Annotated in this window: 9 protein-coding genes; 6 read left to right on the top strand and 3 right to left on the bottom strand. The window is 72.4% G+C overall.

Annotation, left to right across the window (positions count from 1 at the left end):
- Window positions 1-62: 62 nt before the first annotated feature.
- The 4 genes from ACG83_RS33775 (at window position 63) to ACG83_RS33760 (ending at window position 2,613) form a co-directional block, all read left to right on the top strand.
- On the top strand, window positions 63-968 hold the full coding sequence (locus tag ACG83_RS33775; protein WP_054570295.1) for an SAM-dependent methyltransferase: 906 nt from the start codon (window positions 63-65) through the stop codon (window positions 966-968).
- Window positions 969-1,259: 291 nt separating this feature from the next.
- Entirely contained in the window at window positions 1,260-1,751 is a 492-nt protein-coding gene (locus ACG83_RS33770; RefSeq protein ID WP_054570374.1) for a DUF2975 domain-containing protein, read from the top strand.
- Window positions 1,751-1,987: a helix-turn-helix transcriptional regulator gene (locus ACG83_RS33765; RefSeq protein ID WP_054570294.1), complete on the top strand. Its 237-nt coding sequence runs from the start codon at window positions 1,751-1,753 to the stop codon at window positions 1,985-1,987. The genes ACG83_RS33770 and ACG83_RS33765 overlap by 1 nt, the downstream gene beginning before the upstream one ends.
- 44 nt (window positions 1,988-2,031) lie before the next feature.
- Window positions 2,032-2,613, top strand: coding sequence for a hypothetical protein (locus ACG83_RS33760; protein ID WP_083473811.1), 582 nt, complete (start codon window positions 2,032-2,034; stop codon window positions 2,611-2,613).
- 53 nt (window positions 2,614-2,666) lie between these two features.
- On the opposite strand, the gene ACG83_RS33755 is transcribed toward ACG83_RS33760, so the two are convergent.
- Entirely contained in the window at window positions 2,667-4,406 is a 1,740-nt protein-coding gene (locus ACG83_RS33755) for a GAF domain-containing protein (protein ID WP_054570372.1), read from the bottom strand.
- Between the two features lie 277 nt (window positions 4,407-4,683).
- A complete protein-coding gene (locus ACG83_RS33750; protein ID WP_054570293.1) occupies window positions 4,684-6,246 on the bottom strand; it encodes a hypothetical protein in 1,563 nt (520 codons plus the stop codon).
- 344 nt (window positions 6,247-6,590) lie between these two features.
- Here ACG83_RS33750 and ligD point away from each other — a divergent pair, with 344 nt between their 5' ends.
- Both ligD and ACG83_RS33740 read left to right on the top strand, forming a co-directional pair.
- A complete protein-coding gene (gene ligD / locus ACG83_RS33745; RefSeq protein WP_054570292.1) occupies window positions 6,591-7,652 on the top strand; it encodes a non-homologous end-joining DNA ligase in 1,062 nt (353 codons plus the stop codon).
- A gap of 393 nt (window positions 7,653-8,045) precedes the next feature.
- A complete protein-coding gene (locus tag ACG83_RS33740) occupies window positions 8,046-11,285 on the top strand; it encodes a toll/interleukin-1 receptor domain-containing protein (protein WP_152991599.1) in 3,240 nt (1,079 codons plus the stop codon).
- Between the two features lie 31 nt (window positions 11,286-11,316).
- On the opposite strand, the gene fxsT is transcribed toward ACG83_RS33740, so the two are convergent.
- Entirely contained in the window at window positions 11,317-13,608 is a 2,292-nt protein-coding gene (gene fxsT, locus ACG83_RS33735; protein WP_152991598.1) for an FxSxx-COOH system tetratricopeptide repeat protein, read from the bottom strand.
- Between the last annotated feature and the right edge of the window lie 30 nt (window positions 13,609-13,638).

Below are 13,638 nucleotides of genomic sequence, written 5' to 3'. Positions count from 1 at the left end.
ACGATGTGCCAGTGGGACGCCATCCTGTGTCAGACGTTTCCCCACGGTGAAGGGAATCACGCATGGCAGAGCAGCAGACCTGGGACATCGTCACCGGTCCCGGCATCACGGCCCTCGGTATAGCCGCGTCTCGGAGCGTGGAGTCGTCGATGCCCGACGCGCTCATCGACGACCCGTTCGGGGCCGAGTTCCTGGGTGCGGTGGACTCGCCGGTCCCGTTCCCGTTGCGCTGGCCCGCCGACGGGGAGCCGGTGAGTGACCAGCACAAGCTGTCGCTGCATGCCTCCCGCTTCATCGGCGTGCGCTCGCGGTTCTACGACGACGTCATCCTGGACGCGGTCCGCGCCGGCGCCGGCCAGGTCGTCCTGCTCGCCGCGGGCCTGGACACACGGGCGTTCAGACTGTCCTGGCCGTCCGACGTCACCGTCTACGAGCTGGACCAGCCGCAGGTACTCGCGTTCAAGAACGACGTGCTGCGCGGGAGCCGGACTGCGCCTGGCTGCCGGCGTGTTGCGGTCGGCATCGACCTGCGGGAGGACTGGGCGGGGGCGCTCACTGCGGCGGGGTTTCTTCCGACAGCGCCGACTGTGTGGATCGCGGAGGGCCTGCTCGGTTACCTGCCCGCCGCCGCCGAGGAACACCTGCTGCGGCGGATCCACCAGCTGTCCGCCGTCGGCAGCCGCCTCGCGCTGGATCGCTTCGCGGACCTGGACCGCCTGGCCTCCGACACCGCGACATTGGAGCGGCTCAGCCGTCGGTCCGGTATCGAGGCGCGATCGCTGTTCAACACCGAGCCCCGTCCGCACCCGGCCCGGTGGCTGTACCCGAATGGCTGGACCGTCCGCGAGGACGACGATACCGATGTCGCCGACCGCTACGGCCGCGACCTGACTGACCCGTTCACCGGACAGGCCACCCGGCCCTGGCTCGACACACGCTTCCTCATCGCCGAACTCGGCCGCGGGTGAAGGTGTTCTGCGGCCTCGACTGGTCGGAAGACCATCACGACGGGCCGGGTGCGGGTCGCTGACGTCATGAACGGCTGATCGGATGTCCCGCCACCGGGCGTGGCCGTGAATGTGCCGCGTCCTCCGGTCCCAGGGCCGGACCCTGGCCGCCGCTGAAAGCGAGGGAAGCGAGGGAAGCGTGGCGGTGGCGTCCGCCACGGCGCGACATCGCCGCCTGTCTCCCGTCCCTGCCATTGCGCTACCTATCGAGATTCGATAGATTCCCATCGTGGCTCGATGGGAGGGTGGGTCATGGGGAAGCTGACGGTGGGTGCGCTGCGCGCCGTGCTCATGGTGGTGCTCGCCGGCACCGTGTTCGTACAGGCCGGGATGTTGTGGGCGTTGGTCAGTGGGAGCGACCCCGAGGACGGGTCGTTGCCACTGACTTCGCTGCGCGTGATCACGATCCTGGGCCTGGTGTCGGTCCAGGTCGTCCTGGTCTGCGTGGGGCGGCTGGTGACGATGGTGCGGCACGGAACCGTGTTCTCGCACGCCGCCTTCCGGTACGTGGACGGCGTGATCGCCGCGATCGTGGCGGCCGCCGTCGTGTGGTTCACGGTCACGGGCCTCAACGCGCCGGGTCAGCGGGACGATCCGGGCGTCACCGTCATCATGGGCGGGGTCGGCCTGGCCATCCTGGGGGTCGCGCTCATCGTGCTCGTGCTGCGGATGCTGCTCGCCCAGGCCGTCGCCCGCGACGTCGAGGCGTCGCGGCTACAGGCCGAGCTGGACACGGTGATCTGATGCCGATCGCCGTCGACATCGACGTGATGTTGGCCAGGCGGAAGATGTCCGTGGGCGAGCTCGCGGACCGCGTCGGGATCACTCCCGCCAACCTGGCGGTACTCAAGAACGGCCGCGCCAGGGCGGTGCGTTTCGCGACCCTCGCCGCGCTCTGCGAGGTGCTCGACTGCCAGCCGGGCGACCTGCTGCGCTGGGAGCCTGAGGACGCCGCGGGCGGATGCGGTAATCGCGAATAGATGGCAAGCCCGACGTTGCGGCTGTTCCCGCGCATGGTGGCACCATGACCGCCATGCGTCTGGGTACCGCCGATCATCTCGGCTGGGCTGTGGTTGTCGCGGCTACGGCGGACCATCAGGTCGTGGACCGTCGGCGGATAGAGCTGATCGAACCAGGCGTGCCGGTCGCACCGATCCACCATTGTGGTGGTCCTCACCAGCTCCACCGGTCGGGTGAGCCGCTGCGCGACACCGAACTCGCGGTGCTGGTGGCCGATGTCCGCGCCTCGGTGGTCAGAGCCGCTTCGGCGGCCTTGGCGGAGCTGGCCGCGGCGGTGCCCGCACCGATCACCTCACTCTCGCTGCGGACCTGGCCGGCCAGCTTCCCGGCCGACATCGCCGTGCAACGACGCGTCCCGTACGAGAGTCGTGCCGACGCCATCATGTACCGGCAGGTGCTGGCCGACGTGGCCCGGAACCGCGGCTGGGCGATCCATCTCTATGACTCGAGAACCGTTGAGGCTGAGGCGGCCCGCCTTCTGGGCGAGGGCACGGATGACGTGCTGCGCCGACCACGGGCAACGCTGGGGCCGCCCTGGGCAAAGGATCATCGGGTCGCCTTTGCGGCAACGATCGTTGCCGCGTGATCTCACCCTTCGGAGCCGGAGGTACCGGAGGTACCAGGATCAGGACCAGGACGTCACAGAGGCGCGGTCCAGCGCAGGTGGGTTCCGCCGCCGGGTGGGGTCGACAGGGAGAAGCTGCCGCCGACGATCTCCGCCCGGGTGCGCAGGTTGTCCAGGCCGCTGCGGCGGGTCGAGCTGCCGATGCCGACGCCGTCGTCGATCGCGTCGAGGGTCACGCTGTCGCCCTGCACGGCGAGTCGCAGCTCGGCGGTGCCGGCGCGGGCGTGGCGGGCGGTGTTGGTCAGGGCCTCCCGGGCGGCGGCGATGAGATGGTCGGTGAGGCGGTCGTCCACCAGTGAGTCCAGTGGGCCGGTCAGCGTGATCGTCGGGGTGAAGCCGAGGGCCGGCCGGATGTCGTCGCAGATCTCCTCCAGGGCGCCGCGCAGCCGGGCGACCCGGGTTGGGTGGGCGCTGCGGAGCTCGAAGATCGTGCGCCGGATGTCCTTGATGGTGGCGTCGATGTCCTCGATGTAGCTGGTGATGCGGTCGGAGTTGGACGGGTTCTCGTACTGCGCGAGGTCCTGCATGCCGAGCGCGACGGCGAACAGCCGCTGGATGACATGGTCGTGCAGGTCGCGCGCGATGCGTCCGCGGTCGGCGAGGACGAGCAGGCGTTCCTGGTCGGCCTTGGCGTGGCCGAGCTCGAGGGCGATCGCGATGTGGCCGGCGAAGCTGGTGGCCAGGGTGAGATCGGTGTCGGTGAAGGCCGGCGCGCCGTGGTCACGCCCGACGAGCAGGGCGCCGTCGCACTGGTCCAGGCCGGCGACGAGCGGGACGACCATCAGCGGCCCGGTACCTTCGGTGCGTTCGTCGGGAAGGGCGTCGAGCTGGGCGTTGTCCACCCGTAGTGCCTGGCGCTCGGTGAGGACCCGGCCGGTCAGGGTGTGCTCCAGCGGGATCCGCCGACCCGCCCGGCCTGCGACGCCGCCACCGTTGCCGCCACCGCCACCGTTGCCGCTGGCGGCCCCGGAACCGGCCGCTCCGGGTGCACCTGCGGCTGCGACGGCGATGCGGGCGTGGTCGTCCGGGCCGTTCTCGGCGCGCAGCGCGAGTGCGACGAACGTGGCGTCGGCGACTTCGAGCACACGCTGGGCCAGCGCGTCGAGCGCGTCGTCGGCTCCGGCCATGAACAGCCTGGTGATCTCGGCCGAGGCGGTCATCCACAGGTGCCGCTGCTGCGACTCGTGGTAGAGCCGGGCGTTCTCGATGGCCACACCGGCGTTGGCCGCCAGGGCGAGGGCGAGCTCCTCGTCCTCGGCGGTGAACGGCATGCCGTCGTGCTTGTCGGTCAGATACAGGTTCCCGAACACGGCGCCGCGCACCATGATCGGGACGCCGAGGAACGTCCGCATCGGCGGGTGGCCCGGCGGGAAGCCGTAGGCGCTGGGGTCCTCGGCGATGTCGTCGACGCGCCGCGGCCGCTGGTCGTCGATCAGCAGCCCGAGGATGCCCTGCCCGGTGGGCAGGTAGCGGATCCGGGCGACCTCGGCGTCGGTCATGCCCGCGTGCACGAACTCCTCGAGGGTGCGGTCGGGAGCGATCACACCGAGGGCACCGTAGCGGGCCCCGAGCAGGTCCGTCGCCGCCTCGACGATGTGCCGGAGCAGCACCGGAAGCCGCAGGTCCGTGGCGATGAGCCGGTTCGCCTGCAGCAGGCCGCGCAGCCGGCTCTGGGTCGCCAGGACGTCCTGGGCCCGCTCGACGAGCTGGGTCAGCAGGTCGTCGAGCTCGAGCCGGGCAACCGTCGGGAACATCAGGCCGTCGCCGGGCCCGCCGGTCATGGCGACCGCGACGGGCGCGACGGGCGCCACTGGTGGCAATGGCCCGGCCTGTGGCAGCGGCCCAGCCGGCGGTAGGGGCGGTGTGAGTGAAGGGCCCTTGGTGCCCGTGGGGCGCGGGGCGGGGTGCCTGGCCGGAGGCGGGGACGCGGCGGACCGCGACGCGGCCGCGGGCGCGAGCGGGCCCGGGAGCGGGTGGGCGGTCGGTGCGGAGGCTGGGTGGGTGGCCTCCGGCGGGCGGGTGGCCGGCGGTTCACCGGGCCGCCCGCCGCGCCGCCCGGTGGATGTCGGACGGCGTGGGTCCGTGTTCAAGGGTCTTCGCCTCCGGCCACGGGTCGGTGTGGAAGGTGTGCTCCGGACCGGCCGACGTCGACCGGTCGAGGTGGGTGCCAGCGCCGGCGGTGGCGATTCCCGCTCCGGGCCCGGGGGGCGCGCAGCGGAGCTGGATGAGGTCGGTGAACGTCGCGCGGGCGAGGGCGGCGGCCTGCTCCCGGTCATGGCGGCGGGCCCAGGAGGCGTCGATGACCACCGTCTCACCCCGTTCGACGGCGGTTCTGGCCCGGCGCAGCAGCTCGTCGCGGACCGCCGTCGCGGTGGCGGCGGTCCCGGTGGTGGTGGCGGTTGTCGTTGCGGTTGCGGTGGTCGCGGTGGCAGCGATGGCGTTCGCGGTGACCGCGGTGGTGGCCGGGGCGTCCGTCCAGCCGGCCGGGGCCAGGTGGGCGAGCTCGCGCTCGACCGACGCGGCCCGCAGCAGCGTCCAGCCCTCGCTCTCGGCGAGTCTGGCGGCCACCGCGGAACGGCCGGTGTCCGCCGCGCCGCCGACGAGGATGAGCCGGATCCGCCCGCGGCGCAGGCTCGCCAGGGCCAACGAGGCCAGCGCCCGGGCCTCCGCCGCGGCGGCGGTCGCGCCCTGCGCGTACTGCGTGCAGGCGATCCGGCACATGGTGAACGCGCGGTACGCGATGTAGAGGCTTTCCAGCGACAGCGGATGGGTCACCGCGGTGTAGGCGCGGTACTGGTCGAGCAGGAACCGGCTGAGGTCGGGCCGGCCGAGGCGTTCGAGGTCCATCGCGAGGAAGGCGATGTCGGACAGGACGTCCCCGACCCGCAGGCGCCGGTCGAACTCCAGGCAGTCCAGGATGCGCGGACCGTCGTCGAGGCAGTAGATGTCGTCGGCGAGCAGGTCGCCGTGGCCGTCGCGGATGCGTCCGTCGCGCTGCCGTTCGCGCAGCAGCGGAGCCCGGCCGTCGAGGTAGCGGTTCGCGAGGTGGCGGATGGCGTCGATGGTGGTCGTGTCGAGCACCGGTCCGAGGAACGGCTCGATGCTTTCGAGCACCTCGTCCCACAGCCAGCGCAGGTTCGCGGTGGACCCGGCCTCGGTGATCTCCGGTGAGGTGGCGGCGCGGGCGTGGAAGTCGGCGAGCAGCCGGGCGACGGCCCGCAGCGGCCCGGTGACGTCGCTGCCGGCGGCGAGCAGGGCGGAGAGCCGGCGCTCCGCGGGCAGGCGGCGCATCACGACCATGTGGTCCAGCGGTGTGCCGTCGGGGCCGAGAATGTCGGCGACGCCCAGATACACGTCGGGGGCGAGCCGGCGGTTGAGATTGACCTCGGCCTGGCAGGCGGCGAGACGTGCCTCACGCGTACGGAAATCGAGGAACCCGAGATCGGCCGTCTTCTTTATTTTGTAGACCCGGTCACCGAGGAACACGAGGACGGACGTCAGCGTCTCGGACAGAGCCGCGGGCAGGCCTGGCACAGCGCCGAGACCGTGTCCGGCGCCTACGGGGACCGCGATGCCGGTCGTCGCCATACCCATGGAATGAGACTGCCGGTCGACCCCCGGGGATCGCAGCGTGCGTGAGTCGGGCTGCCGGCGTCCGAAGGTCGCACCCTCGGGGGCGGAAGGTCACCCGGGCGGGCGGTGCCCGCGGGCGGGGTGATGGCGCGGGCACCGGAGGCGTCGGCGCTGGTCATGGCCCTGCCCTGACCGGTCGGCCCGGCCGGTGACCGTCGAACGCCGGGGACACCGGGCCGTGCGACCGGTCCGCTGCCCGGGCCTTTCGTCCCGAATGCGACCGGTGCGGCGGACGGTTGACGGACCGGCGGACATTCCCGGGCCGAGGTGGTTGCAATGACCGGCGGCGGCGATAGCGTCGCACGATGGCGGCAGCGCAGTACGGCGAGCCCATCGAGCTGGACGTCTCCGGCCGGACGGTGCGGGTCAGCAATCCCGACCGGATCTACTTTCCCGAGGCGGGCGTCACGAAGATCGACCTGGTCCGTTACTACCTCTCCGTCGGCGAAGGGATCGTCCGTGCGCTGAACCAGCGGCCGACGACGATGGAGCGATGGCCGAACGGCGTGATCGAGGGTGCTCGTCTCACCCAGCGCGACGGCACACCGGGTGACGCCTTCTACCAGAAACGCGTGCCCAGGAACGCGCCCGACTTCGTCCGGACCGCGCGCATCACCTTCCCCAGCGGCCGCGCCGCCGACGAGATCTGCGTGACCGAGGCGGCGGTCGTCGCCTGGGCGGTGAACCTGGGCACCATCACCTTTCATCCGTGGCCGGTGCGTAGCTCCGACGTGGACCACCCCGACGAGCTGCGGATCGATCTCGACCCCCAGCCGGGCACCGACTTCGCCGACGCGGTCGTCGTCGCGGGCGAGGCCCACGCGCTGCTCGACGAGCTGGGCTGGACCGGCTGGCCGAAGACCAGCGGCGGCCGCGGCCTGCACATCTACGTCCGGATCGAGCCGCGGTGGACGTTCACGCAGGTCCGCCAGGCGGCCATCGCGTTCGGCCGGGAGCTGGAACGCCGCCGCCCCGACCTGGTCACCACCAGCTGGTGGAAGGAGGAACGCGGCGCCAAGGTGTTCGTCGACTACAACCAGAATGCCCGCGACCGCACGATCGCGTCGGCGTACTCGGCGCGGCCGCGGCCCTGGGCGCCGGTGTCCACCCCGGTGAGCTGGGACGAGCTGCCCGGCCTCGAACCGCGCGACTTCACCGTCATCACCGTGCCCGCCCGCCTCGCCCGCCTCGGCGACCCGTGGGCGGGCATCGACGACACCCGGCACGAGCTCACACCTCTGCTTCAGTGGTGGGAGCGGGACGTCGGTGAGCGCGGCCTGACGGACCTGCCCTACCCGCCGGACCATCCCAAGATGGCCGGCGAGCCCCGCCGCGTGCAGCCCAGCCGTGCGAAGAAGACCACCTGACGACATCCCGTGGCAGGCCGTGGGCCGACCTTCGCGTACGCTGATCCACATACCCGAGGTCCCGTTCCGGTTGCCGTCGGTCAGGGGGGAGTCGGCGCGGTGTGGATTGTTCTGGTTGACCATTCGGCGTCCATGGCGCGGCCGTTCGCCGTTGATTCTGCCCGCCCGCTGTTCGGGCGCCGTAGAGATGGCCGTGCACGGGCCCGAACGCGGGCATTCCCCGCCGCCGGGCGTCGCCGGGTGCGGCTGGCCGAGGAACTCGCCAGATCCACGCAGCCCGCTGGCCGGCCCGATTCCGATAACCGGCCGCCGGGCCAGTCGGGAACCACGGAAGCGGACTCGAATCAGCACGGACGGTCCGGCCGCGGCAAGCTCGATGTCGCGGTCGAGAGCGTGTCGAACACACTGGCCGAGCTGCCGCCGGCCCTGCCCACGGTGCTGGTGGGCTTCACCGACTCCGCGGATGTCGTGTACGAGGGCCGTGCCGGCGATCGGGCCACCTTCGAACGAACGATGCGCACCGCCACCGCCACCGCGCCGGGCGCCGACGCCGGAACCGGCGCGGGCGCAGGCGGCGCTGCTGCCGGGAGCGGCAGTGGTGAGGCGACCGTGGCCTCCGCGTTGGAACGGGCCTGGCGCCACCTGGCCGGGCTGGAGCAGCAGCCGGCCTTCGCCCGCCTGCTGCTGGTCACCGATGCCCTCACCGCTCCCGGTGACCTGCTCCAGGCCGCCTACGACTGTGCGCATGCGGGCATCACCGTCGACGTGGTCGTCCTCGACGGATCGCCGCGTGCTGCCGAGCTGGCCGAAGTGATCGTCAAGGTCACCGGCGGAACCTGGGAGGCGGCCCCGGGGGAGGAGGACCTCGGCCGCGCGATCTCCGCGGCCGGCCGCCGTGTCGCCCACCAGTCGCTGCAGCGCGAAGCGGGCCCGGCCGGCACGGTGCCAGGGCAGGCGCTGCCCAGCCCCACCGCACGGGCGTCGCGCCCGGATGCCCAGGCAGCTGTGGTCCAGCCGGATCCGGTTCCGCAGCCGGATCTGCAGCCCGAACCGCTGCCGGAACCGCAGCCGAAGTCGGGTCCGCGGCCGGATCTGGAGCCAGAACCGCAGCCGGAGCCGGATCCGCAGTCGGAGCCGGAACCGCAGTCGCGGCCGGAGTCGGGTCCGGCTCCGGCCGCCGGGGAGTTCGTCGTCCGGCAGCCCGCCGCTGTCGCGGCCACCGGCTGGTATCCGGTCCTGGTCACCGTGCCGCCGGCGGCCGACGGGATCGCGTCCGGTACCTGGATCGAGATCGTTCCCAGTGCGTCCGGCCTGCGGTTCCGCCCCGCTCGCCGTGTTGTCGAGTGGGAGGGCACCGCGCAGACCGCGTCGTTCGAGGTCGCTGCGACGGCGGGTGGTGACGCGCGGCGACGGCGCCTCGGGCAGGTGGAGGTCAGCGTGGGCGGGCTGCCGATCGCGCAGCTCCCGCTGGATCTCGCGGTCGAGAACAGCCAGGTGGCGGATACCGCCGCGGCCGGCGAGCCGGCGGTGTCGTCGGGGCTGCCGCAGGTCGTCATCCGGTCGGGCGCGATGTTCCGTGAAGTGTACGGATCGTATGCGTCGAGTGATGCCGAGATCGTGCGCCGCTTCCGCGAGAACTATCAGAGCCTGGGCATCACGCTGTTCCTCGACGGGTTCGACACGCCCGGTCCCCGGGAATGGAAGCCCGAGCTCGAAGCCGCCATCGAACGTGCTGATCTGTTCGGGCTTTTCTGGTCGGAGGCCAGCGCGGTGTCCGGCTATGTGGAGACCGAATGGCGCCGCGCGCTGGAGGTCGCGGGCTCCCGGGGTTCCCTCGACGCCTTCGTCTGCCCGATGAGCTGGACCCCGTCGGTGCCCGCCCCGCCGCCGCCCCTGGCCGAGCTTCGGCTGCGCCGGATGGATCCCTGGTCGTCCGCGCTGGTGGCGCGCCAGGGCCTGCGGCGCGAGTCCGGCGAGGCGGTGACCGGCGAGGGTGAGGCCGGGGAGTTCGGCGTGGCGGCGGGGGTCGAGCTCGCGGAGTTCGGAGCGGCCGCGGGTTCCGAGCCGGAGGAGTTCGGCATGGCGGCCGGTCCCGAGCTGGGTGATCTCGGTGTGGCCGCGGGTTCCGAGCCGGCGCAGCCAGGCCGGCCCGTCGGGGCCTCGGAGCAGAACGAGGTGCCCATCGCGGCCGAATCTGCCGGTTCCGGTCCCGCTGCTGGCCATGGTCCTGCTGCTGGCCTTGGTCCCGCTGCGGGTTTCGGTCCCACGGCCGGATCCGGGCCCGCCGCCGGTCCACCGCCGGTGGGGCCTCGGCGTGTCGACGTCACCTTCCCGGTCTTCACGCTGGTGCCGACGTTGGCGAACGGCAACGTGGAACGGATCGGGGAGTCGCTGCGCACGATCGTCCCGTTCCTGGAGGACCTCACCGGCCTGCGGTACTACCCGCCGCCGACCTACGTCACGGATGACACGACGGCCACCCGCCTGCGCCGCACCTGTGAACCGGACGCGCGTTTCCTGGCGGAGGAACAGGCCGGCGAGGTCGCGCCCGGGGTCCTCGACGCCGGTGAGGAGGAGCTGGTCGAACGGGTCCGCGAGCTCCTGCTGACGTTCGGGGCCCATGTCGTCGACGTCGGCCCCGACACCGATCTCGTGCACGTGCGGCGGGAGGCGATGGGCGGGTTCGTCCGCAACGTCCGTCGTGCGCTGGCGGGGCGCCCGACCCGGCTCGACGAAGACTCCGCCGTGCCGCCGGGCTTCCCGGAGCCGCCCATGATCTGGCGGCAGCGCTGCGCCGAGGACTTCCCCAGCTTCGCCGGCCTCTACTGCGAGCTGGTCATCCGGTACGTCGACCGGCACGTCCGCGCCCGGTCCCGCAACCGCATCGACCCGCAGGTGCGGGCGAGGCTGGTGGCGGAGCTGGGGCCGCGTGCCGCGGCGGCGATCGAGCGGTCGGTGGGCGGTGTCGTCGCCGAACCGCCGGTCGACCTCGAGTTCCGGGCCGGGCTCGCCGCGGCCCTGGACGAGCTGCGCGCCCTGGTCGGCGCCCGGGAACAGGTCGTCTCCGACTATCTGGGCTCGGGCGCGAACACCTTCGGCGTGTTCCGGTTCTCCGGTGGCGCGGGGCGGTTCGGGCGGTCCGGCATGCTGGTGCCGACCTCCGCGCCGGCGGTGCTCATCGGCGCCGGGGCGCTGACCAAGGTCGCGGCGGCACTGCGGGGCGACGCGGTGCTCGACGAGCCGATCTGGGAACGGGCCGCCGAGTTCTGCGAGCTCGCCCTGCTGCACGACCACGCCCACGCGGCGATCGCGACCGGCCTCGACGAACACGGCGCCCGTGCCGCCGCGGTCGGGACGTCGGCCTGGTCCGCCGGCACCGGCCTGAACGAGGCGCTCGCGACCTGGGCGCAGCTGCACTTCTACCGGGACGATCCGCGGATGGCCCGCGAATGCGTCCACTACATCCGGTCCGGCCCGGCGCGCTCCTGGCCCTACCGCGGCGCGGACGTCCTGGAGGAGCGCTACCAGGCGGAGGGAATCGAGGCCGTGCGCGGCCTGGTCCGCCGGCTGCGTTCCTCGCCGGAGGAGGCGCAGGCCGAGTTCGACCTGCTTGCGGCACGTCGACCAACCTGAGGCGCGAACGGGCTCACCCGCGCCGGCCGGCTCAGTCGCCCGGCCTGTCGGCTCCGGACCGGGCAGCCTGGGCGGCCCTGGCAAGGATGTCGACGCACAGCGAGAGCGGAACTGCGCCGGCATCAGCGCCGGCGCCGGTATCGGCATCGGGAGACATCGCGACGGCGCCCGGGAAACCGTCGGCGTCGTCGGCCCGGAGAACCGTGAGCAGGTTCGCCGCTGTGCGGATCGTGTCCGGATGGCTGTCGCCGAGGAACTCCCGCGCGCGGACGAGGGTGGCGCGCAGCAGCGTGCGCGCACTGCCCCGCTCGCCCTGTTCGTGCAGGGCGGAGCCCAGAAAGGCACTGGCCCGGATGGTGTGGGGATGGTCTGCGCCGAGAACTCGGCCGGCTCTGGCGCAGACATCCTGGAAGAGGCGCTCCGCGGCAGCGAAGTCGCCCAGCGCCCAGTTGCTGGCGGCGACATGAGCGGTGACGGTGATCGCATGAGGATGATCGGCGCCGTAGGTCCGCCGGACCCGCGGGAGCAGGGTGTTCTCGATGTCGTCAGGACAGTCCGGGAAAGCGCTGCCGTCAGAGCTCGCGGCGGCGGGTGCGCGGTGCCGGCGCCAGGCGTGGGCGATCACTCGCTGTGCCGCCTCCGGCTCGCCCTGCGCCCACCTGGTGGCCGCGAGGTTGACCGCGGCGAGCATGGTGTCCAACTGGTGGGACCCGATGGTGGTGCTCCAGTGCTGGTACGCCTGTTCCGCCAGCTGGCGGCTGCTCGGGTAGTCGCCGGCGGCCCGCAGCGCCCAGATCAGCCAGAGGATGAGGGCGCGGCATTCCGGTGCGGTGTTCTGGACCAGGCGGGACTCGACCACATGCGGATAGATCTCCGCGTAGCCGTGCCAGGTCGAGAGCGCGGCCTGGTTCCCGGACCAGGCGGCTGTCAGGAGCCCGTGTACGGACGTCGACAGTTCGTGGCGCAGCGCGGGCGGAGCTGACTCCTGCAGGAACAGCCGTGCCAGGCGATGCATCGCGACCCGGTTGTCTCCGACCGGGCGGACCAGGCCTGTGTGGACCAGGACGCGCACCAGATCCCGGAACTGCATCGGATCCTTCGCCGCGGTCCGCAGCGGCTCGGGCAGGACGGTCGCCGCGCCCGGATGGAACAACCCGAGTGGCACGGGCTCGGGCCCGAAGTGAGCCCAGAGCAGGGCCAGGCTCGCCGCGGCCGGGTCGCCCAGGTTGTCCAACGCCTCGCTGAACGTCGCGGCGACCGAGGCATGGGCGTGCGGCGTGTTGCGGCTCATCACGTCACGTATCCGGACGGCGAGATGCTCAAGGTAGGTATCGACCGGGGTCGCGGTCTCGGCCAGCCAGGATCCTGCCTGTTCCAGGGCGAGGGGGAGGAAGCCCAACGCGTGCGCGACGCGGTCGGCATCGGCGTCGGTCAGCCATGGGACCCGGCTGACCAGAAGTCTGACCGCGTCGCTCGATGGCAGGCCGTCCAGTTCGAGCTGGCCGGCGAAGGCTGACCAGCCCGGATCTCGGGACGTGATGAGCAGATGTCCGCCGGGTGCCAGGGCCGCGGCGGAGAGCAGCCCGAAATGAGGTGCTGGCGCGCCCGCGTTGTCCAGCACGAGCAGCCAGCGTCTGTGCGGGCCGGGAGCGGTCAGGTGCTCGGTGAGGGCCCGCGTGGACGCCTGGACGTCGCCCCGGACGGCGATGCCAAGCCGGGACGCGAGGTCACTGAGGGCGGCGAGCATTGTCGCGGGTTGTTCCGCGTCGATCCACCAGACAATGTCGTAGTCGACCGCCCGCCGGTAGGCGTACTCGACCGTGAGCTGGGTTTTCCCGACCCCGGGAGGACCCAGCAGCACCTGGGGCAGCCCAGCCTGCTGGTCGCCTGTCAGCCGGGCCCGCAGCGTGGCCAGCTCGAGGCGCCTGCCGACGAAATGCGGATTGCGTGGCCACGGGACGGACCAGTGGGCGGGGACCGACGTGAGTGCGGCGCCGGTTGTGTCGGGGCCGGCGCCGAGGTGAGTGCGTTCGCGTTCCGCGTCGAGGCGAGCGTGTGTCTCCTGCCAGCGGGCGCGCCATTCGTCGAGGTCGCCATGGCAGGCGCGGACAAAGGCGAGCGTGACCGCCAGCGACGGGAACGCCTCGCCGCTCGCGGCCCTGGTGAGAGCCGACACCGACACATGCCCTGCCTCGGCCATTTCACGGTAGGTACGCGTGCCAGCCGCCACGCGCAGCGCGCGCAGCGCCTGCGTGAAGTCCCGGAGCGGCCCCGGGCCGCTCCTGATGGGAGCCTCGGGCCGCCCACGACGATTGACCGACACCCGACGCCCCCCCGAACGTGGATGGTTTGC

Source organism: Frankia sp. R43, from assembly GCF_001306465.1.
Taxonomy (GTDB): domain Bacteria; phylum Actinomycetota; class Actinomycetes; order Frankiales; family Frankiaceae; genus Parafrankia; species Parafrankia irregularis.
The sequence above is the reverse complement of the archived record's forward strand: the minus strand, read 5'-3'. Positions and strand labels throughout refer to the sequence as shown.